Origin of the sequence: Emticicia fluvialis (genome assembly GCF_024793945.1) — a bacterium.
GTDB lineage: Bacteria > Bacteroidota > Bacteroidia > Cytophagales > Spirosomataceae > Emticicia > Emticicia fluvialis.
Genome location: NZ_JANUSD010000016.1, coordinates 1 through 21,338 on the forward strand (window position 1 = coordinate 1; position 21,338 = coordinate 21,338).

General features: G+C 32.6%; 18 protein-coding genes and 1 tRNA gene. 11 read left to right on the forward strand and 8 right to left on the reverse strand.

All coding sequences use genetic code 11. The annotated features are described in order from the left end of the window. Nucleotides 1-271 precede the first annotated feature (271 nt). From NZ848_RS17345 to NZ848_RS17360, 4 genes are all read left to right on the forward strand, one after another. Nucleotides 272-817 (forward strand): hypothetical protein, encoded by a 546-nt coding sequence (locus NZ848_RS17345; protein WP_259016560.1) that lies wholly within the window; start codon nucleotides 272-274, stop codon nucleotides 815-817. Between the two features lie 12 nt (nucleotides 818-829). After that, a complete protein-coding gene (locus NZ848_RS17350; protein WP_259016561.1) occupies nucleotides 830-1,096 on the forward strand; it encodes a hypothetical protein in 267 nt (88 codons plus the stop codon). Between the two features lie 20 nt (nucleotides 1,097-1,116). Further along, nucleotides 1,117-1,650, forward strand: a complete 534-nt coding sequence (locus NZ848_RS17355; RefSeq protein ID WP_259016562.1) for a hypothetical protein — start codon at nucleotides 1,117-1,119, stop codon at nucleotides 1,648-1,650. Nucleotides 1,651-2,162: 512 nt separating this feature from the next. Beyond that, nucleotides 2,163-2,690 (forward strand): transposase, encoded by a 528-nt coding sequence (locus tag NZ848_RS17360; protein WP_259016563.1) that lies wholly within the window; start codon nucleotides 2,163-2,165, stop codon nucleotides 2,688-2,690. A gap of 374 nt (nucleotides 2,691-3,064) precedes the next feature. Here the strand turns inward: NZ848_RS17360 and pdxH are convergent, their stop codons facing one another. Then, on the reverse strand, nucleotides 3,065-3,706 hold the full coding sequence (gene pdxH / locus NZ848_RS17365) for a pyridoxamine 5'-phosphate oxidase (protein WP_259016564.1): 642 nt from the start codon (nucleotides 3,704-3,706) through the stop codon (nucleotides 3,065-3,067). A 311-nt stretch (nucleotides 3,707-4,017) separates the two neighbouring features. Between pdxH and NZ848_RS17370 the strand changes: the two genes are divergently transcribed. From NZ848_RS17370 to NZ848_RS17400, 7 genes are all read left to right on the forward strand, one after another. Next, a complete protein-coding gene (locus NZ848_RS17370) occupies nucleotides 4,018-6,246 on the forward strand; it encodes a DUF349 domain-containing protein (RefSeq protein WP_259016565.1) in 2,229 nt (742 codons plus the stop codon). Between the two features lie 145 nt (nucleotides 6,247-6,391). Beyond that, nucleotides 6,392-6,464 (forward strand) — tRNA-Thr (locus NZ848_RS17375). A gap of 288 nt (nucleotides 6,465-6,752) precedes the next feature. Next, nucleotides 6,753-7,667: a DUF4007 family protein gene (locus NZ848_RS17380; protein ID WP_259016566.1), complete on the forward strand. Its 915-nt coding sequence runs from the start codon at nucleotides 6,753-6,755 to the stop codon at nucleotides 7,665-7,667. Further along, the gene (locus NZ848_RS17385) at nucleotides 7,654-10,878 is read left to right on the forward strand and encodes a hypothetical protein (RefSeq protein ID WP_259016567.1); all 3,225 of its coding nucleotides are present in this window, start codon (nucleotides 7,654-7,656) and stop codon (nucleotides 10,876-10,878) included. Before NZ848_RS17380 ends, NZ848_RS17385 begins: the two co-directional genes overlap by 14 nt. Continuing rightward, complete coding sequence (locus tag NZ848_RS17390) at nucleotides 10,871-11,974, forward strand: phosphoadenosine phosphosulfate reductase family protein (protein ID WP_259016568.1); 1,104 nt, start codon at nucleotides 10,871-10,873, stop codon at nucleotides 11,972-11,974. Before NZ848_RS17385 ends, NZ848_RS17390 begins: the two co-directional genes overlap by 8 nt. 6 nt (nucleotides 11,975-11,980) lie before the next feature. Then, nucleotides 11,981-12,679: a hypothetical protein gene (locus NZ848_RS17395; protein ID WP_259016569.1), complete on the forward strand. Its 699-nt coding sequence runs from the start codon at nucleotides 11,981-11,983 to the stop codon at nucleotides 12,677-12,679. Then, entirely contained in the window at nucleotides 12,676-13,068 is a 393-nt protein-coding gene (locus tag NZ848_RS17400; RefSeq protein WP_259016570.1) for a nucleoside 2-deoxyribosyltransferase, read from the forward strand. Before NZ848_RS17395 ends, NZ848_RS17400 begins: the two co-directional genes overlap by 4 nt. 25 nt (nucleotides 13,069-13,093) lie before the next feature. On the opposite strand, the gene NZ848_RS17405 is transcribed toward NZ848_RS17400, so the two are convergent. The 7 genes from NZ848_RS17405 to NZ848_RS17435 are packed head-to-tail and all read right to left on the reverse strand — an operon-like array spanning nucleotide 13,094 to nucleotide 21,173. Next, nucleotides 13,094-14,347 carry a DGQHR domain-containing protein gene (locus tag NZ848_RS17405; protein WP_259016571.1) on the reverse strand — a complete coding sequence of 418 codons (1,254 nt, stop codon included), beginning with the start codon at nucleotides 14,345-14,347 and terminating at the stop codon, nucleotides 13,094-13,096. Then, a complete protein-coding gene (locus NZ848_RS17410) occupies nucleotides 14,344-14,874 on the reverse strand; it encodes a hypothetical protein (protein ID WP_259016572.1) in 531 nt (176 codons plus the stop codon). The genes NZ848_RS17405 and NZ848_RS17410 overlap by 4 nt, the downstream gene beginning before the upstream one ends. A 22-nt stretch (nucleotides 14,875-14,896) precedes the next feature. After that, nucleotides 14,897-15,388, reverse strand: a complete 492-nt coding sequence (locus NZ848_RS17415; protein WP_259016573.1) for a hypothetical protein — start codon at nucleotides 15,386-15,388, stop codon at nucleotides 14,897-14,899. Nucleotide 15,389: 1 nt separating this feature from the next. Beyond that, the gene (locus NZ848_RS17420; RefSeq protein ID WP_259016574.1) at nucleotides 15,390-17,579 is read right to left on the reverse strand and encodes an AAA family ATPase; all 2,190 of its coding nucleotides are present in this window, start codon (nucleotides 17,577-17,579) and stop codon (nucleotides 15,390-15,392) included. Further along, nucleotides 17,576-17,794, reverse strand: a complete 219-nt coding sequence (locus NZ848_RS17425) for a hypothetical protein (protein WP_259016575.1) — start codon at nucleotides 17,792-17,794, stop codon at nucleotides 17,576-17,578. The genes NZ848_RS17420 and NZ848_RS17425 overlap by 4 nt, the downstream gene beginning before the upstream one ends. After that, entirely contained in the window at nucleotides 17,787-20,030 is a 2,244-nt protein-coding gene (locus NZ848_RS17430; RefSeq protein ID WP_259016576.1) for a DEAD/DEAH box helicase family protein, read from the reverse strand. Before NZ848_RS17430 ends, NZ848_RS17425 begins: the two co-directional genes overlap by 8 nt. Nucleotides 20,031-20,048: 18 nt before the next feature. Further along, on the reverse strand, nucleotides 20,049-21,173 hold the full coding sequence (locus NZ848_RS17435) for a cysteine desulfurase family protein (RefSeq protein WP_259016577.1): 1,125 nt from the start codon (nucleotides 21,171-21,173) through the stop codon (nucleotides 20,049-20,051). Nucleotides 21,174-21,338: the final 165 nt, after the last annotated feature.

Sequence of the window (21,338 nt, forward strand, 5' to 3'; positions counted from 1 at the left end):
AATTTCCTGAACTATCTGTAACTTAAAAGATAATGAATAGTCTTTTTGGGTACGTTTGACATAACTGTTTTGTCCTTCCATTTTTGATACTTTTTTTGTGTATCGCTATTTCAGGACGGGACAAGTTATTGAGTAAAATTCAATCAAGGTAAGTGTGGGAGGATTTTTCTTTGCATTTGCCTCTCCCACCGCGACAGAGTCCCTTTGCCGTTTAGTGCCTGCGCGCACAGGAGACTCGGTCGGGACGATAATTCAAAAACCTTTATAAAAAATGAAAGGAGAATTGACTGGTCTTGAAAGAATTAGGAATGAACATAAAAAATCATTTTCTAAAATAAAAAATGAAAATAATTCCAACTGGCCTTATTTGCAAGCACATAAACTTTTTTTGAGTGAAATAATCTCATGGGTAGAAACACAAAAAGATTTAAAATTCAAAAAAGTTTTGGATGATTATTTATTGTATGAATTAGCTAATCTTGATTTTGAAAAGTATAAGTTCAATATAGATTGGGGAAATATTGAAGAAGAGATTACCTCTTTTTTTATACAGGACTTAAATAATTATGAATACTTCATAGCGGAGTATCAATACTTTTTAGAATTTTTTTTATCCTATAAATCACTATTAACTTGTTCATGTTGTGAATTAGGAGAGCTCTTTGTATTTAAAACTGATGAGAGTATTTTCTATGAATGTAAAAACTGTTACAGTCTATATAATGAATCATTAACAAGGGTTACTGAATTAAATCGTAAAATTGTATTTTGTGATAGAAAGACTTTAATAGAGAGGAAGATTTTAAGGATACTTTAAATTCATAGCTTTTTGATTAGACATGATATAAAGAATGATTCTATCCTTTTGCGATTAGATATGCTTAAAAGTCATGCTATAATCAATGATGACTCAAACAAAATTAGACAATTATTAGGAAATAATCTTCCTCCGTATGTTCGAGAAAAAAAAACTTGGACTAAAGTTAACTATGCTCTATTTAAAACAGAAGATGGACAGGTAAATGTTGGTATAAGGAAAGGTGAGTTATTAAAGGAATTTAACCGTAGAATTGATGAATTTGAATTAGTAAAATAAATCACATAATGTAATAATGTATGATGGAATTAACAGAAACAGACTGGGAATTGATACACAATTACTATGACCTTAGAGCCGAAGATTTTTACTTGGTTATAAATAAAAGAGCAAATTTCGAAGAAATAAAAGATTTGTTATTCTCAACAAGATATCGTGAAAATACAATGAGAGATTTTGATGCATTGATTTGGCATTTCCCTCATTCCATGAATGATGCTGAGTTAGAAAACTTATATCAAATTTTTATAAAGGAAAAGTGGCATCAAACCCATGATGTTTTTGTAGATAGATTTCAGCAAAAATTCAATACAAATGTCAAAAATATTAAAATACTCGTTGACTTAATCCATGATTTGCCCGATTTCTATAAAATAGATGAAGACATACAATATCCTTTAATAAAGAAATGTATGTACGCTATTGCAGCCATGCCAAAACCAGAAAGTACTATAGCATTAGAAAAATTAAGTGATTCGGAAGATGAAACTATCAAGGAATATGCACTTCATCAACTTGAAAGACAGAAAAAATTGAAGGGTGATAATTTATAATTCTGATTAAAGATAAATTAAAAGTTCTACTTTTGGTTTGGTTCTTTAGTGAAATAAGCATGAAACTTGAGACTAATAATTACAACTCCTAACCAATGAACATTAAACACATACTCATTACCACCCCCACTGTTCTATTTAAAGAGAAAAACCTATAAAATGAAGTATATCCACAAACCTATTTTTAAAATCTGGGCTTTGCTGTTGTTAGTATGCGGCTTTACGTTGGCGGCTTAGGCCAGCGTTGACGGTTCGGGTACCAAGAAAAAGGAATGAAAAGTATGAATCAATAGCTTTCGTAGAGCCGCACTGCGTGCGGCTTAGCGTAGAATTAGGATATCGAATTAAATATTTACAACGGATTTGATTACATTTTTCAATTATCCTCTAATAAAAATCCACCTAACTTTAAAGGCAAAAAGCCGCATACAATGCGGCTCTACCAAATTAAAAATAATCTGTAATTTATTAAATTAATTTTTTTGTTATTTTTAGGGACAACTACTAATATCATGAGCGAATTATATAACAACAAATATCGAATACCCACAGTGAGGCTAAAATCATGGAATTATTCATTTGAGGGGTTTTACTTTGTAACTATCTGCACAAAAAATAAAAAATATTATTTTGGCAATATAGCATTAGGTCAATTAACATCAACTGAAATAGCCAATATTGCTCATGCTGAATGGTTTAAGATACAGGAATTAAGACCTGACATGAATATTGAATTAGGTGAATTTGTAATAATGCCTAACCATATTCATGGCATAATAATCATTGGTAGAAACGATTTTAATAAATCAATTCCTAACGCTGAGACCAAAAATCAGTTTTCAGTACAATCAAAAAATCTGGCATCTATAATCAGAGGTTTTAAAGGGGCGGTAACAAGCTATGCCAGGAAGAATAGTATCGAATTTGAATGGCAATCCAGATATTATGAACATATTATTCGATCAGAAACAGAATATTTGAAAATCAGACAATATATTATTGATAATCCGTTTAAATGGAATGAAGATTCATTGTTTTGATAATTTTCGTTAAGCTGCACTCCGTGCGGCTTAACGTAGAATCAGGCTGTTGACACAATTATTTAAACCGGAATTATTGGTATTTTTCAACTTTCCTCCAATAAAAATCTACCGTGCTTTATAGGCCACAAGCCGCATGCAATGCGGCTCTACGAAATTCAATTTAATTACATTATTTAAAAATGATTCATAAATGCTAATATAACTTCAATGAGTGCGGCTTAGCGTAGAATTAGGATATCGAATTAAATATTTACAACGGATTTGATTACATTTTTCAATCATCGCCAATAAAAATCCACCTAACTTTAAAGGCAAAAAAAGCCGCATGCAATGCGGCTCTACCAAATTCATTCGAAATATCAATTCAAAAATCACGGGCTTAAACGCTCAATTTTCCAATCTTCACCTTCATTTGTAAATAACAGGCGGTCGTGCAGGCGGTTGGGGCGGCCCTGCCAGAACTCAATGCTTTCGGGTATTACCCGGTAACCTCCCCAGTGCGGAGGCCGCGGGATAACGTCATCGCCATACCATTCTTCCAGTTCTTTGGTGCGTTCTTCAAGGCTTTCTCTGGTTACTATGCTCGACTGCCGCGACACCCACGCGCCTATCTGGCTACCCCGCGGGCGCTGCTGAAAATACTCGTCCGACTCCGCCGCACTCGTTTTTTCAATCCGCCCCTCAATGCGCACCTGCCGTTCCATGGCTGTCCAGAAAAACGTAAGCGAGGCATAAGGCACCTCGGCCAGTTCGCGGCCCTTGTTACTTTCATAATTGGTATAAAACACAAAGCCGGTGTCGTCAAAGCCTTTCAGCAAAACAATCCGGCCATGGGGCTTACCGCCAGACACCGTAGCCAGGTGCATGGCGTTTGGCTCTGCCACATTGTTTTCCAGAGCTTCATGAAACCATTTTTCGAATTGTTTGAAGGGGTTTTTCAAAACATTTTCTTCAAGCAATTCGTTGAGTACATAGTTAAGCCGAAGCGAGGCCACATCAGTTTTTTTATTCATTTCTTGCAACGTTTTGGGCTTTTTTTTCGTTTTTAATTATATAGAACCACCTGTTTTTGCAGGGTTGCCGGCTGTAGCAGAAACATCAGCCGGGCCTTCCAATGGTGCAGGTGGCGGCACAAATTTCGGGTTTTGTAGTAACTTAATTGCATTAAATTTTGTTTTTTCAGATACAAAACCGCAGATTTTTTACCGGTTAGTAAAAATATAATTTCACACTGTGGTTTGTTAGGCAAAAGTATTTTTATATTTATTACATTTGCAAATCTAATAAAAACATTCTGCCTTACTACGAATCGTTTTAATTACCAATGACGCCCATAGACTCAGATTTACAAGAACCCGTTACTGATGCTGCCGAACAGAAGGATTCAACTTTGAAAGAGGCAGAGGCTCCGGCCATTACACAAGTAGACTCTAAAGAAATTATGAACGAACTGAATGATTCCATCGACACTTCGACCGACGAACCTGTTGAAGCAAGCAAAAAAGAGGTGAAAGATGCAGCCCCTGTTGCCGAAAATGCAGAAACTCCGGCAACGGAACAAACAGAAGCCCCCATTGAGGTGGTTGCCATTACTACTGACGGTGAAGCCGAAGCCCCTGTGCTGGGTGCCGACGAAAGCCCATTGGAAGAAATTGTGGTAAGCAACGACCCGACTGTAATGGTTGAGGTATCGCCCAAACCGGTTGAGACTGTAGAGGCCGCTGTTGAAGAGCTGCCGCAGTCGTTCGAGCTGGCAGAAGAAGAAACAGCCGGGCAACCAGCCGAAGAAGTTGATTACAGCAATTTTGGTAAAAAGGATTTTGTAGACCTGGGCGAAAAACTGCTGGGTTCAATTAAAGCTGAGGGCGTAAGTGTATCTGACGTAAGAAATGCCGACAACGTAATGAAGGAAATTAAACCTTTGTTTGACGACCTGAAAGCACGCGAGAAATCGGAGGCATTGAAAAAATATATTGCAGACAACGGAAGTAACGAAGGCTTTGAGTTCAGAAACGACAACTTTGTGGTGCGTTTTGAGTCTCTGAGTGCGCAGATACGTGATGCAAAAAACAGTTTCTTCCAGAAAATAGAGCGCCTGAAAGAAGATTACTTTGAGCGCAAAACCAACCTGCTGCAACGCCTGCGCGACATAGTAGAGCAGGAAGAACAAGGCGGCACCAAAAGCAACTGGCAGGATTTCAAGAAACTACAGGAAGAGTGGAAAACCGCCGGGAATGTCAATTCTCCGCATAATACCTCGCTGTGGTCGGCCTATAATGCCTTAGTTGACAGATACTTCAGTATCCGCCATATCCAGAACGAACTGAAAGACCTGGACCGCAAGAAAAACCTGACAGCCAAAAGCGAAATTGTTGAGCGCATTGAAGCCATTGCCGCTACCCTTGAAGAAGGCGGCCTGAGCAATGCTACCCTGCGCCAGGCAAACGACCTGCTGGAAGAGTACAAACACATTGGCCCGGCACAGCGCGAAGCCCAGGAAGAACTCTGGAAACGCCTGAAAGCCGCCTTTGATGTGATACACAACAAACGCAGAGAGCAGTCGTCGCAAGCCGGGGCTTTGCAGGAAGAGATTTTCCAGGCCAAACAACGCCTGGTAGACAACCTGAAAGCCTATGTGCAGTTTAATACCGACAGCATTAACGAATGGAACGCCAAAACCAAAGAAGTGCTGGCAGTGCAAGACCAATGGAATGCCATAAAAGGCGCCATGCCGAAAGACAAAGGCAAAGAGCTGAGCCGCGAGTTCTGGTCGTCGTTAAAGACTTTCTTCCGTAACAAGGGCGACTTCTTTAACCGTCTGGAAACCGAACGCGAAGGCAACCTGAAATCGAAAACGTCTTTGTGCGAGCAGGTGGAAGCACTTCTGGAAGCAGGCGATTACTCGCCGGCCAACACCGATAAAGTAGTAGAACTACAAAAAACCTGGAAGACAATTGGCCACGTGCCTGAGAAATTCAAGGATAAAATATATGACCGTTTCAAGAAAGCCTGCGATACCTTCTTTAACGGCAAACGTGCCAAAGGCAATGAAGTAGAGCAGGAATACGAAGCCAACCTGAAACAAAAACAGGCGCTATGCGATGAAATTGAAAAAGCCGCAGAAGCAGGCGAAGCAGACCTGAACAAACTTGCCGGTTACAAGGCCCGTTATAACGAAATCGGCTTTGTGCCACGCAAAGAGATGCAGAACATTCAGCGCCGCTTTGTAGATGCCATTAATGCCTATGTAAAGGCCAGCTCGGGTGTAAGCGGCCCTGAAAAAGAGAAAATGCTGTTGCAGAACGAGGTAGAAGTAACCCTGAAAAACGACAGAGGCAACTCAAAAGAGCTAGACAAAAAAGAAAACGATATACGCCGGAAGATGAAAAAGCTGGAAGACGACATCAGCCTGTGGCAGAACAATATCGAATTCTTTGCCCGTTCTAAAAACGCCAATGCGGTTCGTGCCGAATACGAAGCCAAGATACAAGGCGCAGAAAAAGAACTGGCCGACCTAAAACAGAAGCTGAAAATAATAGTGGCAGCCAACTGAAAATTTTTTATTTCTTAACTCGTTGGGCATCAGCGAGTTAAGAAATTGTTAAAAAATATTTCAAAAAAGGGCTTGCGTTGTATATCTGAAACCATTAATTTTGCACCACGATTTCAGAACAACGGTAACGAAATCAGAAATAAAAGCCTCCATAGCTCAGCTGATAGAGCAACTGACTTGTAATCAGTAGGTCGCTGGTTTGATCCCGGCTGGGGGCTCTAGATAAATCACTAATAATCAAGCACTTAACACACCAGTTGAGTGCTTTTTTGTTTTACTGATATTTTAGTATCATTGCAAGTATCATTGCAAATTTGGGTAATGGATTCTCTTGAGATTTAAACTACGCTTTTTTCATATCCCCAGAACCTACCAATAAAATGTATTTTGTACTCTCCATTAAGTCATAATTTTTTCAGTAAGGTTTCTTATAGAAAATATAGAAAATTGTTAATCTATCTTGACTTCATTTTGTGTAACTTTACCCTATATTTATTCTAATGTAAATGGTTCATATAGACAATAAGCGATTTTCCTTCTCAGGGCATGAGTCCTTTCAATGCCGTAATTTATGGTTAAAAAAAGGCTATGATTATGTAAAAAGTGGTAAATCTTTTAGTGATGAAGATGCTGTAGTAATTTTAGGAGTTGGTAAAAATATGGTTGCATCAATTCGCTATTGGATGAAAGCTTTTGATTTATTAGATTCAGATGATGTCCTCACAGAGTTTGCACACAAGCTATTATCAGATACTGGATGGGACCCATATTTAGAAGATGAAATAAGTCTTTGGCTGTTGCATTATCATTTAGTTACAAAAGGTTATGCTACCATTTATGGATTGATATTTAATGAATTACGACGAGAGAAAATTGAATTCACAAAGGAGAACTTTTTAGGTTTTATTAAACGTAAGGCCGAACTATTGAAATTAAACATTAATGAAAAAACTGCTAGTGATGATTTTGACGTGATGATAAAATTGTATTGCAGACAAGCTTCAAAAGATAAAGAAGATTCATTTTCTGGACTTCTCAATGAGCTAGAAATTATTAAATCCTATACAAGAGAGGTTGAGTATTACAGTACTGAAAAAGAAAAAAATTTAAAAAAGACAGAACAGTACTTTGTAATTGAAAATAGTGATAGACCTAGCTTGTCAGAATTTGCTGTACTTTATAATATCCTGTCTGACCCAAATATAGAAATGTCAGTAAGTCTTAATTATATGGAGCAGGAACCAAACAGTGTATCTAGTGTTTTTGCTTTAAATCGCTCTGAATTAATAGGTAAAATAGAACTACTAGCAATTAGTAGACTTAATGTTATTTATAGTGACCATGCTGGTATTAGAGAATTACAATTTAAATCAAGGCTAACACCCTTTGAAGTCTTAGAAATGTATTATGCCACAGAATAATCAATATACAATATCTACAAATATTATTAGAGATGAGAATAGAGACCTCATCTATCACCCTACTCCTAATTCAATAAGAGTAGTAAATCAAATTGGCAATGACTTCAAAAAAGGTTTACGTTCTTTTAATGTGATTGGTGCTTATGGTACTGGAAAATCTTCATTTTTATGGGCTTTCGAACAAAGCTTAAATAAAAAAAAACCTTTTTTTAATATTAATTTAGTTTCAAGTCCATCAGTTAAAATTATAAACTTTATAGGTGAATATAAATCTATTACAGAGTCATTTGCCGAATATTTTAATGTAGTTGAAGTTCAAAGCAAACCACAACACATTTTATCAGAGATATACAATCAATACCATGATTTAGGCAAAAAGAATCCATTATTAATACTAGTTATTGATGAATTAGGCAAATTCTTAGAGTACGCAGCTCAGCATGAACCTGAAAAAGAGCTATATTTCATACAACAACTAACAGAATTTGTAAACAATTCTGATTTTAACATTTGCCTACTTACTACCCTACATCAAAACTTTGACGGTTATGCATTTTCTCTGACAAGTACTCAAAGGCTTGAATGGACAAAAGTTAAGGGTAGATTTAGAGAAATCACATTTAATGAACCAGTTGAACAATTATTATTTTTGGCTGCTGAACATATAAATAGTCAAACAAATGATGAGACTGTTATTGAAGAAGTCAAAAAGGCACTTAAAGTTGCTAAAAGTACAAAAGCATTCAACTTAGATAATGATTTAGCTGTTAAAATCGCTAATAAATTACATCCATTAGATTTATTGGCAGCTAGTGTACTTACGATGTGCCTTCAGAGATATGGACAAAATGAGAGGTCATTATTCTCTTTTTTAGAATCTACTGACCATACAAGTTTAACAAAAGTTAGAATTTCAGCAAAGAACCCTTTTTACAATATAGCTAACATTTACGATTATTTAATATTCAATTTTTATTCATTCATTAATAGTAAAAATAATCCTGATTTTTTAGCTTGGACAAGTATTAGGAATGCATTAGATAATATAGAACGTTCATTTGATAATAATTTAGAAGATTATGATAAACTAATTAAAGCGATTGGTTTACTAGCACTTCTAGCGCCAAAGGGCTCTATTTTGGATGAGGATTTCTTGACCAATTATTCAAAAACTTGTTTAGGAGTTAAAACACCTGGGCTTCTGATACATGATTTAGAGCAAAAAAAACTTATTCTATATAGGAATTACAATACACGCTTTATACTTTTTGAAGGTACAGACCTTGATATACAATTAGCACTAAATGAAGCTGGAAATAAAGTTAACAATATTGGTGATGTTGTGACACTGATAAAAAAATATTATCAGTTACCTTCAATATTTGCAAAGATGTATTCTTATGCAAATGGTACCCCTAGGATATTTGATTATAATATATCAGATACCCCTATTAACATTATTCCTACAGGCGAAATTGATGGATTTATTAATCTAATTTTCAATGAGAAACTGACAATATTCGAGGTTAAACAAAAATCTCTATTACAAGAGGAAGCAATAATTTATGGTTATTACCATAATGCAAAGAAAATTAAAGAACAGCTATTTGAAATTGAGAAGACACAAAAAGTAATAGAAGAAAACAAAGAGGATAAGGTAGCATGGAGAGAACTACAGAATGTATTACTTCATCATAAGAACCTCTTAAATCATTACATAATTGATGGACATTATAATGGAGAAGTAACTTGGGTTTTTAAAGGTCACGAAAGAAAAATAAAGAGTCAAAAAGAGTTAAATAAGCTAGTATCTTACGCTTGTCTAACAGTTTATACTGCTACTCCATTATTTAAAAATGAATTAGTTAATCGACATAAGATTTCAGCTTCAATTCACTCTGCTAAAAAGAACTACTTTAAAGCACTTGTAAATAATTGGAGTGAATTAGATTTGGGGTTTTCAAAAGATAAGTTTCCTCCAGAAAAAACGATTTACTTAACTTTGTTGAAAAATAATGGAATTGATACAACTTTAAAAAGGTTAGATGATGTATCAATAAATACAGAGAATAATTTTTTACCATTGTGGGAATACTCAATTGATTTTTTAGAAACATCAAAGGTTTCTAAGAGAAAGATATCAGAGTTAAGTACTAATCTAGGTAAAAGGCCATTTAAAATTAAACAAGGTTTAATTGATTTTTGGATACCTAGTTTTCTATTTATGACAAGAACTGATTACGCTTTATTTAGCGAAAATGGATATATTCCAATGTTAAATGAAGAAGTACTTGAATTAATAACCAAGTATCCTGATAAATATGAATTAAAAGCATTTTCAGTAGATGGAATAAAACTTGATATTTTTAATAGTTACCGAATATTATTAAATCAAACAACTCAAGAGGAAATTTCAAATGATACTTTTATTGAAACTATTAGGCCCTTCTTAACTTTTTATAAAAATTTACCAGATTATTCAAAGAATACAAAGAGGCTTGAAAAAGAAACCTTAGCAATAAGAAATGCTATTGCAAATTCTAAAGACCCTGAGCAAACTTTTTTTGCTGACTTTCCAACAGCACTGGGATATAGTTTAGAAAAATTACAGAATTCAAATGAAGATTTACAGGATTATACTTCTAAACTTCAAAATGCAATTCGTGAATTGAGAACATCCTATGAAGCACTAGTAAATAGATTAGAAGTATTTATTCAAGATGAAATTATTGGTGAGAAAGTAGAGTTTGAAATTTATAAATCGTTATTACAAGGGAGGTATCAAAAATTAAAAAAACATTTATTATTACATAACCAAAAAACCTTTATTCAAAGAATTGATTCTCAACTTGATGATAAAAAAGCCTGGTTAAACTCTATAACTCAGGCATTGATTGGGAATTCTTTGGAAAAATTGAAAGACCCAGAAGAAGAATTACTATATGAAAAATTCAAATCCATGATTTTGGATATTGATAGTTTAACAAAAATCTCTAAATCAGATTTCTCTGAAGAAAAAGAAGAAATTGTAAGTGTTGAGATAAATTCTTTCAGCGATGGTAATAGTAAAAAATTGATTAGATTGCCTAAAAGTAAAAATACAGTGATAAAGCATTTAGAGGAAACAATACTCGTTGCATTATCTAATGATAAATCTGCCAATATTGCTGCATTGACAAACATTTTAAAAGAACTATTAAAAAATGAGTAAAGTAAGACATGTGCTTGGTATATCTGGGGGAAAAGATAGCGCAGCTTTGGCGATATACATGAAAAAAAAACATCCTGAACTAGATATTGAATATTACACTGCCGATACAGGAAAAGAGCTTGATGAAACATATAAACTCATTGATAATCTTGAAATATATTTAGGAAAAAAAATCATACGATTAGCAGGAGCTGAAAATAGTCCTGAATTACCATTTGACCATTTCCTGAAAATGTATGGGGGTTATTTGCCATCATCTAATTCAAGATGGTGTACAAAAAAATTAAAGTTAGAACCATTTGAAAAATTTGTAGGTAATGACCCTGTAATTTCTTATGTTGGAATAAGAGGCGATGAAGATAGAGAAGGCTATATTTCAAAAAAAAGTAACATACAGTCAATTTTCCCTTTTCGCAAAAATATATGGAGTGAAGATGTAATTTCAAAAGTACTTTCCAACAATCATATTAATAAAGTCTTAGCAATACTAAAGACACTTCCGTCAAATGAAAAAACATTACGTTTGAAAGAGATTGTAGGAACCCCTCTCTCATTATCTTATAATTTACATCAAAAACTAAATCAATTATTAGATATAAGTATTAAAGATTTTAACAAAATAGTATTTACTTACATTCAATCTACAGAGTATCCATTAGCCACAGAATCTTTCTTCCCTTTACTTGATAATGAAGAAGTATTAATTAGAGATGATATATTCAGAATACTAGAAACAAGTGGGGTTGGTGTACCTCAATATTATAAAGAAGTAGCATTTGAAGTAAATGAAAAAAAAGGTTCGTATGCTAGAAGTCGGTCTGGATGCTTCTTTTGCTTTTACCAACAAAAAATAGAATGGGTGTGGTTGTATGAACAACATCCAGAACTATTTTCAAAAGCTATGGCATATGAACGAGATGGATATACTTGGATTCAAGATGAACCCTTGTCAGAACTTATAAAGCCTGAAAGAATAGAAAGGATTAAAGAAGAGTACATTAAAAGAACTCAAAGAAAGAATAAATCACAATCTCATTACTTGCTTGACATTCTCGCAGATGCAGAGGAAGAAGGCTGTGCAAGTTGTTTTATATAAACTAAAATGGACCAAGTCAAAAGCTTTTTTGATTCATTCAAAGAATTTATTTGGGATATAATAGGTTATCTCCTTCCAGGTAGTTATCTTCTTATCTTACTTCAATATGTAATTTATCCCATTTATTTAATTGAAGTTAATAAACTAAATAATTTGATTCCAAATTTTCACTCATATTCTTTTATCATTTTAGCATATATACTAGGTCATGGTGCTTATGGTCTAGGACTAATTAAAGAAGAAATACTTAGGCGCTGTTCATATATTACATATAAGGAGAAAATTGAAGAAACAGTCTCTCATAAAAAACCCTTCTTAATAGCTAAAAAACTTATTGTTAAAAATCTAACGGAAAACGGTCTAGATGAAAATTTTGACTCGGCAACAGTAAAAGATATAAGAAATATTATCATGAGTTACTATCCAGAATATAACCAAAAAGTTTATTCATTTACATTTAGATCAGAACTTTCAAATCAGGCAGGAAATATTTCTTTCCTAATTGGAATATTTGGTATTCTATTTAGCATTTTAAATAACTCTTTTAGTTTTTTCCAACTGTTTCAAAGTGATGTAATTCATGTAATATTATATATATGCTTGATATGTTCGTACTTATTCTTTAGGCAAACTAGGAATAGATTTTATAAAATCTCTTTAGAATTACCATTTTCAATATACACAGCCTCAGAAATAAAAAAATGAGTTATTTACCAAAAATATTTTTATCCGGAGGATTAAGTAGTGATTGGCAATCTAATGTTAAATCCTCAATAGGAGATAAAGCCATATTTTTTAATCCACGTGAGCACAGATTAGAAAAACCTGATTATTATTCAACTTGGGATATTCACTTCATAAAAGAATGCGATATAATATTTGCTTACATGGAAGCAACAAATCCTTCAGGATACGGACTAGCATTTGAGTTAGGTATGGCTTATGCTCTCAACAAAACAATAATTCTTATTGATGAGAAATCTAGTTCTGATGTATTATTTGAAAGATATTTTAAAATTACGTATAGACCTTCTGGAGTAGTAATTAATAGTCTTAATGAAGGTATTGAATATCTAAAAAGGTTTTTAGTCTAAGAGTATGGATTGTTTTCCTGTTAACTCATTTTATCTCCATTAAAACGTCAGAGACATTTTGACCATCAAAATTTATTGCATGTGCGTATTTTTGAATTAATGATTCTTTTTCAGTGGCTTTCAGTAAATCCTGCTGATATATATAAATTAAAATTTGTTTTGTGAGTGTTTTATTACCCATTATCATTGTTTTATTATAATCATTCCATAAAACCTGTCGCCAGGGTATTTGGTTTATAGTAAAATCAAGTTTGGAAAATTTATTAAATATCCATTCAAAAGGTTTCTCAGTTCGTTTATTGATTTCAATAACGGATTGAATAAAAGGGAAAAGACCAACAGGTCTAAAAAGAAGATTTCCACCATTTATATTATTTCTATATTTCTCTGCAGGACGTAATGATTTATCGCTAGCGAAATTCGTTAATATTTCAGATGAATCTAAAAGCTTATTCCAAAAGTAGAAACAGAAATCTAAAAAAGCTTGTACGTCTTCTTCATCAGGTCTTATTTTCAAAAATTCTTCGAATGATTTTGAATCTCTAGATGGCTTAGGTCTATAAGATTTTTGAATTTTTCTAAAACATTTTAATAACTCCCTATTACACTCATATAGTGTAATAATTGAAGTAAAAGAATCTTTATCATCATTGGCAATAGCTTTATTTTTACTTTTTGTTACTTTTTTACCGGTAAACAAAGGATGTAATTCTAGCAAATCTCTTGTTACTATTGCTATAGAATCATCCTCATCTAAAGCTATTATATCATCCATAGTAACTGGTTTTGCATATCTATTTAGAGTAGAAAAAAGCCTTCTTGTCCTTTTTAAACCATTCTCATCATTTTTATGCCCAATGAAAATAACTGAAACTTTCATATTGGCCAAAGATGGGTTTTCTGCTAACGCTGCTTTTATGCCTTCAACTCTATGCTGTCCATCAACAGGGAAAATTTTATGTTGTGAAGGAAAATCTAATAAACCAATTTGATAAGTCTCAAAGTTATCGTATTTAACTTCTATCTCAATCCATTCAGGATAATCATTATATACAGCCAATACCAAAGAATTAAAGAAGAATTCTGACTGATTCAAAATATATGTCTTTATACTTACAAAATTCTTTGATATACTTCTTTGTATAAGTTCTCTCAAACTTTCAGATTTATGCAATTCATCATCTACTCTAGAGACATGATCATTAACTTGTTGAAAAGTTAGAGTTGAAATATAATACTCCCAATTACCAATTTTACCTCTGATTGCGGGAATTTTCATAAATTAAATGCTTTAACTGCTTCTTTTGTTTCTTTATCTGGTATTTCATCATTCATAGGGAGCAATAATGAATTTATTAATTTCTTTTCTAAATCAACAATACATATATTATTTTCTAAAACTAAAAATGCTAAATATAATTCTTTACTCCAATATTTAAACATTCTAGTAATTTTTGGCCTTTCATCATCCTTAGAAAACTTTGTAAAATATTCTCGTACTCTTTTCCTTAGATTTTGACCCTCTGTTAATTGGGCTCTCCCTACGTAAAAAGGCAACTCAGAAATGCCAGAAATTTGATTACAATTTACATAAAATAAATACAAACCTCCTTTGTCATTAGGTACCTTACTTATATCAATATTAAGATCATCTCCATCATCATTCAGGTACTTTATTACTTTCCACTTGTTGAATTTTATATCCAAACTATCTATATCCCATTTTTCCCATAAGATAGGCGAAGGATAATAAGAAATATTTCTCAGCAAAAGATGTTCTCCAAGTTCGAAAGCAGTTTGTTTCATTTCTTAAACAAAAAATACATAATTAGTCAAGTAAATCAATAAAGCAATTCTCATTTTGTAAGAAAAAAGAAGGTTCTTCCTCTCTTTTCGCTCTAATTATATCAAAACCTCCATTGGCATAGTCTTCCAATAAACTACGTAACTCAGTAATTTTTTTCTCTATTTTTTCTTCTTCGAGATTTTCTAACTCATGGAAATCAACCCCTGATTTACTCAATACTCCCATTATTACATAATCAGTTATATCTTGTGGTTGCCAAGCTCTCATTTCTATAAATTTACTTTTTTCTGTGCCATAAGCAATTGGCACTTTATAGTCTTTCTTCAATCCTAGTAAAGCAGCATACATATACATTTCGTAGCGAGTAGAGAAATACTTTCCTTGTTTCCATCTTGTTTCCTCACTACTTGTTCCTGCTTTCCCACCTTGTTCTATAGTAAAATCCAGTATCAATTGATAATATTGGTTATCATATTCTGGAGCTCTATCTTTTATACGTTTAAGTAATTCCATTTCAGTTTAACTTTTCAATATTAGTAGATAAGCTATTTCTATTACTTCTTATATTTTCTTGTATTGATGGGGTAATCAAATACACCTTGCCGAGTTTAATTTCAGTATCAGTAAGCAATTGTTTTCTAAGAGATAGGTTTTTATAAAACTCTTTGCTCATTATTATACTTTGTCTGTACACCTTACTTACAGTTTTACAAAACCCAATTGTATAATCTTCTCCAAAAACAGACATAGGTGCATCTGTAATTAATGTATATAAATCTGTATCTCTTGAACCCTGACGGGCTGAGATAATAGCCATAATTGTTGCAAGTTTAATAAGAATAATATTACCTGTATTAAGTTGCAGCAGTACATTTCCTTTCTCATCTACTAATTCTGGCATATAATTTTTTCCATTACTTAACTCTTTTAACTTTATAACTCCTCTGGAAGACATATTTTCTTGTGTCATTTCCATGTAATGCTTGTTCGCCTCTACTTCCAACATTTTCACCAACTTACTGAATACTCGTTTCCTAGTTGAATGTGCTACTTGGTAAAACTCTTCTAAGACTTTAACCTTTTCTAATAAATATGCAGGGATTTCTCCTATTACTAGCTTATTTAACTCTGCTTCTATTTTCGCCAAATCTTCCCTTTTTTTTGATACAATATTTGCGTTTGAAGTAATTTCAGCAATTGAACGCTTAACCAATTCATTCTGGGCAAGATACTCATTCAATAAATTATTTGCTTGACTAACATTCAATGAAGCATTTACTATTAAGCTATTTTTTTCGGATTCTATTTTACTCAACTCTTCTGATAGCGATTTTCTCCTTTTATCAAGTCTTTTCAGCCTCCTAAAAATTGATGCGATATTATCATCAATATCTTTAATATTATGACTCAACCCAAGTCCATTATGATATAGTTTTTTCAAATCACCACTAAAGTTATGTGTCGTTATTTCCGTATCCTCTAATGTCTTTATTTTCATTTTAGAACGGTCCATAAGCTCTTTGATTTTCAGCCAAGGCTCTGATTCTTTTAAAGCTTCTCTATCACAAACTAAACATTTTTCAATACTTAACATGTGTTCAAGATGTATTGGCTCTGGAACATCTATTGGCAACCTTGCTTGTAATTCTACTAGTAAAGCATTTTCAGCATCTAATTTGGCTTGAATACTAGCTTCATTTTGCAACTTTTTCCTTTCGAATTCACCATAAATTTTGCTATAATCCTCAAAGAGTTTTTCGGTTCCTTTTAAGATCCATTTATCTGTAAACATGCGTTTATGTAAACTCTTTTGTTCATCATTATATTCTTCCTGAACCTCAATCAAGTTTTTTTCAATCGAGTTTCTTCTTGCTTCTATCTCACGTATATTTTTTGCATCTGTTAGTTGATTTAACAGAGTTTCTGATTTTTCTTCAGCTGTTGCTAAATTATCTTTTATCTGAAGTTCTAGAAGTTCGAGTGCTTTTATTCTTCCCAAGAGATTTTGTCTTTCTACTTCTAATCTTTCACTTTCACCTTTATTACTACTTAAATCACGTTGTTTTTTATTAAATTCCCTGGAGGATGATTCTTTTAAACCTTGTGCAATGTCAATAATTTTATCAAATCGAGTTATATTTGATAAAGTATTAATTGCTTGTGTTAATGTATCACTTTTATTAAAGTCAATAATAGATTCGACTTGTTCTCCTTGAAACCACATATATGGTTTAATGTTGTCAGGCAAAATATTATCTTTGATTCTTTTGACTTCTTCTTTCTCTATTACTTCTCTTGCAGTTAAAAAAGAAAGTTCTTTAAACCATATTATTTCTTCACTATCCTGATCTTCTTTAATGGTTTCCCCTGATTTATTGACAGTGTATCGTCTTTCTAAGATATAAACGCTATCTTTTTCAGTATTCCGAAAAGTAAGTATTACAGATGCAGTTATACTACCATCTTCCTGTTCTTTTATAGCTTTATCTGAAACTATAAGCCGTTTAAGTGTACTAGTTTCAGCAAATTTCTTTATAGAAGTATCAAAGCATCTATTATACATTACCCAATAGAATGCATCGTATAACTTTGACTTGCCATAACCATTATCGCCAATGATAACATTTATGCCTTCAGTAAATTCAAATTTATTCGTGCCAGCATAACACATGAAATTGGTTAATTCTATGCTTTCTAGTATCATGATTGCCTATTCATTAATGTATTAATTTTCTTTTCTGTGACATTTGGACTCTCCTTAGTCAATTCGCCTTCAATTGCTAATTTGATTACATTAATTAAATTATTGTTAGTTGTGGACGACCATTTAGATTTGTTCGCTTCCCCTTCTTTTAAATATCCTTTTTCAATAAATAAATCATCCTCTAAATAGGCTCTCAATATATCTTCTTTAGTCATTGTTTTTTAATTTATTGTGTATTGTATAAATATTCAAATCATAATGCTTACAAATCTCCGAAAATACATTTTCTGTTTCAAAAGGGTTAATAGCCAATGAAGCAAAATACATTACCCTTTCTAGCTCTTTTTCTACTAAACTTCTTTCAACTCTAAATGTATCAGATTCCTTGTTTGATGAGGATAAATCAGGTACTACTATGAGGTCATGAATAATAGCAATATACTTTTGAGAATGAGTTCGTAAAACTCTGCCTCTTCTTTGAATGAATTGTCTAGGATTTCCAGTACTTGAGCAAAAGATTGCGTGTTCAGCCCTTGGAATATCAACGCCTTCATCTAAACATTTCATAGAAGCAATCACATGAATTTTACCTGCTTTAAATTGGTCTAAAATATCATTTCTATTTACCATTCCACTAACAAACTGGTTTACTTTAATTGATTTGTCTATTTTACCAACTTCTCTAGTATATTGATTAATTATTTTAATACTTTCCTCATCACTATTATCATCCTCCGTTATTTCTTGAGTATTACCCTCTGGAACGTAAATAAAAGTATAATTAAGATTACCTTCCTTTTTAAATCGAGCTTCTAAAATCTCTCTTGTTTTTGATAACTTATTTATTGCTTTATGTATTATTCTCTTTCTTTTCAATAGTAATTTTTCGACAATGTCATTTTCTTCTAAATTCCCTGATTTATTATTATAAAATTTAGCTAGCTTTTTTGTTATTTCAATGTATTCAATCAATTCTTCATCAGTAAGAGATATGATATGAGGATAATAATAGTATTTACAAAGTATTCCTTCTTCAATTGCACGCTCCATTGAGAATGAATAAGTATATGGCTCTTTATCGTTGAAAAACCTTTCCATAGCAATACTACCCTCTAAATCATAAATTCTCTTAGGTGTTGCAGATAAACCTATTCTTTTGGGGAGATTTACCCTTTCCAAGCTATTTAAAACACTTTTGGAACCAATATTATGAGCTTCATCAGCTATAAATAAAGTATCACTGGGTAATTCTTTTAAATATTTTAAAAATCTCTCTTTTACAAAGGATGCATAAGTGGTTATAATTACAAAAGAGGTTGGAATTCGCTTAGCAGTAGATAAAGTTGTAGCTAATTCACTCTCCCAATCTACTTTTGAAGATACTTTTACAACCTCAAAAAAATTGAATTTCCTTGCTTCATCTTCCCACTGATTAACAAGTGTAATTGTAGGAACTAAAATCAAACAGTGATAAATAGACATATTATTCCTATTCATTTCTTGCAACAAACAATTCAGAGAGGTAATAGTTTTTCCCGTACCTGTTGCCATTGCAAAAATACCCTTGAAATCATTATTAACCCAATTGTTATAGGCATGGGTTTGGTATTCACGTGGTCTTCCTCCAAAAGGAAATTTAGGAAGCAATTCTATTTCTTCAAACTTCTCAACTTTTTTGTAAGCCGCTTTTAAAGACCTTTTTAATCTCTCGTTTATTGGCAGCTTATTCCTTTTTTCAATGAGATATTTTTCTTGCGCTAATAATTCATTTAATGATTTATCACCAAACTCACTTCGAATTGCAATTAATACTGTATCAATTTCTAAGTACTCAACGAAATCTGCACGCCCTTCAAAAATTTCATTAAAATAGCGGCTTTGTGCGTTAATCCATTTATTAGACCTTCCATTTTCCCATGTGAGGAAACTATCTAATTCTTCAAGGTTTTCTAACAAACCATAAGCTGTAAAGTTACATGATGCTTTAAAACCCACTTTATTTATCCCATCATTAAAAATACCTGATTTATAATGAGAGATGCCTTTACCACTTTTGGGTTGAATTATCTTAACTTGAATTCTTTTGTTCGCAATTAACCACGAAAAACATTCAAAAAAGTGTTTTCCATATTCATCAAGTGTTTTTCTTAAGCTTTTAATTTCATCTAATTTAATATATGTAGGATCTATGTTTCCTTCTAGTCCTTTTTTTATAGCATCTTTATCTTGCTCAGAAAGGATATTGTTAATAACCATCCGCATAGTACCCCCACAATATAAAAAACTAGCAAATCCAATAGATAAAACATTTATTGCAGAAGAACTAAAGTAGCCTAACAAAAGGTCAAATGATTTACTATTGCATAGTGCATCAATATAAAATTGAATAGGCTCATTTTCACTTCCTGTCTTATAATCTCTATCAACAGACCATTCAACACTATTTAACATCTTACTACTTTTTAATAGTTATGATTTTAAACAAATAATTTCAACGAACTTTTCAATCTCCTCAATAGTATTAAATTTCCCTAATGATAATCTCAAGCTTCCCATAGCCTCTTCTTCATTCAATCCCATTGCGATCAATACATGAGAAGGTTGAACTAGTGCTGAGGTACAGGCAGAACCATTACTAACTGCGATATTTCTGTATCTATCTATAAAGAAATTAGCGTCAAATGATGGAAGAGAGATATTTAGTGTATTATAAAGTCTCTGTTCCAAATTTCCATTAATAAATGCGCCCTCAATTTCAAGTAAAGTTGTTTCCAACATACTTTTTAAACTTAAAATCTTTTTAGAATTAGAATCCATCTCCTTTAAAGCAATTTCACAAGCTATTCCCATCCCAACAATTGTCGGCACATTGCTTGTTCCACTTCTTAAGCCTATTTCATGCCCACCTCCATGAGTTTGTGTTTCAATTTTTATTCCCTTTTTTACAAATAGTCCTCCTGTTCCTTTCGGTCCGTAGAATTTATGTGCAGAAAAGCAAAGCAAGTCTAAGTCTAGTCCATAAACATCAATGGGGATTTTCCCAACTGCCTGTGTAGCATCTGTAAAAAATAATGAGTTGTTCTCATGAGTAATATCAATTAACTCTTTCATCGGTTGGATTACTCCAGTCTCATTATTTACCCACATAATTGAAACTAAAACAGTATCAGGTCTTAGAGCACTTTTGAATTCCTCAATATTAATTATTCCATCATTTGTTACAGAAATGTATGATACATCAAAACCAACTTGCTCAAGGTATTTACAAGTATCTAGAACAGCTTTATGTTCAGTTTTACAGGTAATGACGTGTTTGCCTTTAGATTGATTGGCAATCAATGTTCCCTTTATCGCTAAATTGACAGCTTCTGTAGCTCCAGAAGTGAAAATAATTTCTCTAGGTTCAGAATTTAGTAAGTTAGATACTTGCTCTCTAGCTTTCTCGACAGCTTTTTTTATATTTTTACCAAAATGATGATTACTTGATGAATTACCAAAGTACCCTTTAAAAAAGGGGAGCATTGAATCAAGTACTCTTTCATCCAGTGGAGTAGTTGCATTATAGTCAAGATATATTAAATCAGAAGTATTCAATTTATAGAATAGCTTGTCAAGGTTAAGTGTACAATGGTACTAAATATTATATTAATAAGCAATATTAATTTATAAAATGGGATCCTTTAAAGCCAAAAAAATTGTTATTGAATTAATTCCCTTGTTTAAATACAAAAGCTTGCAGTTTTAGAATAAGAAATGTAA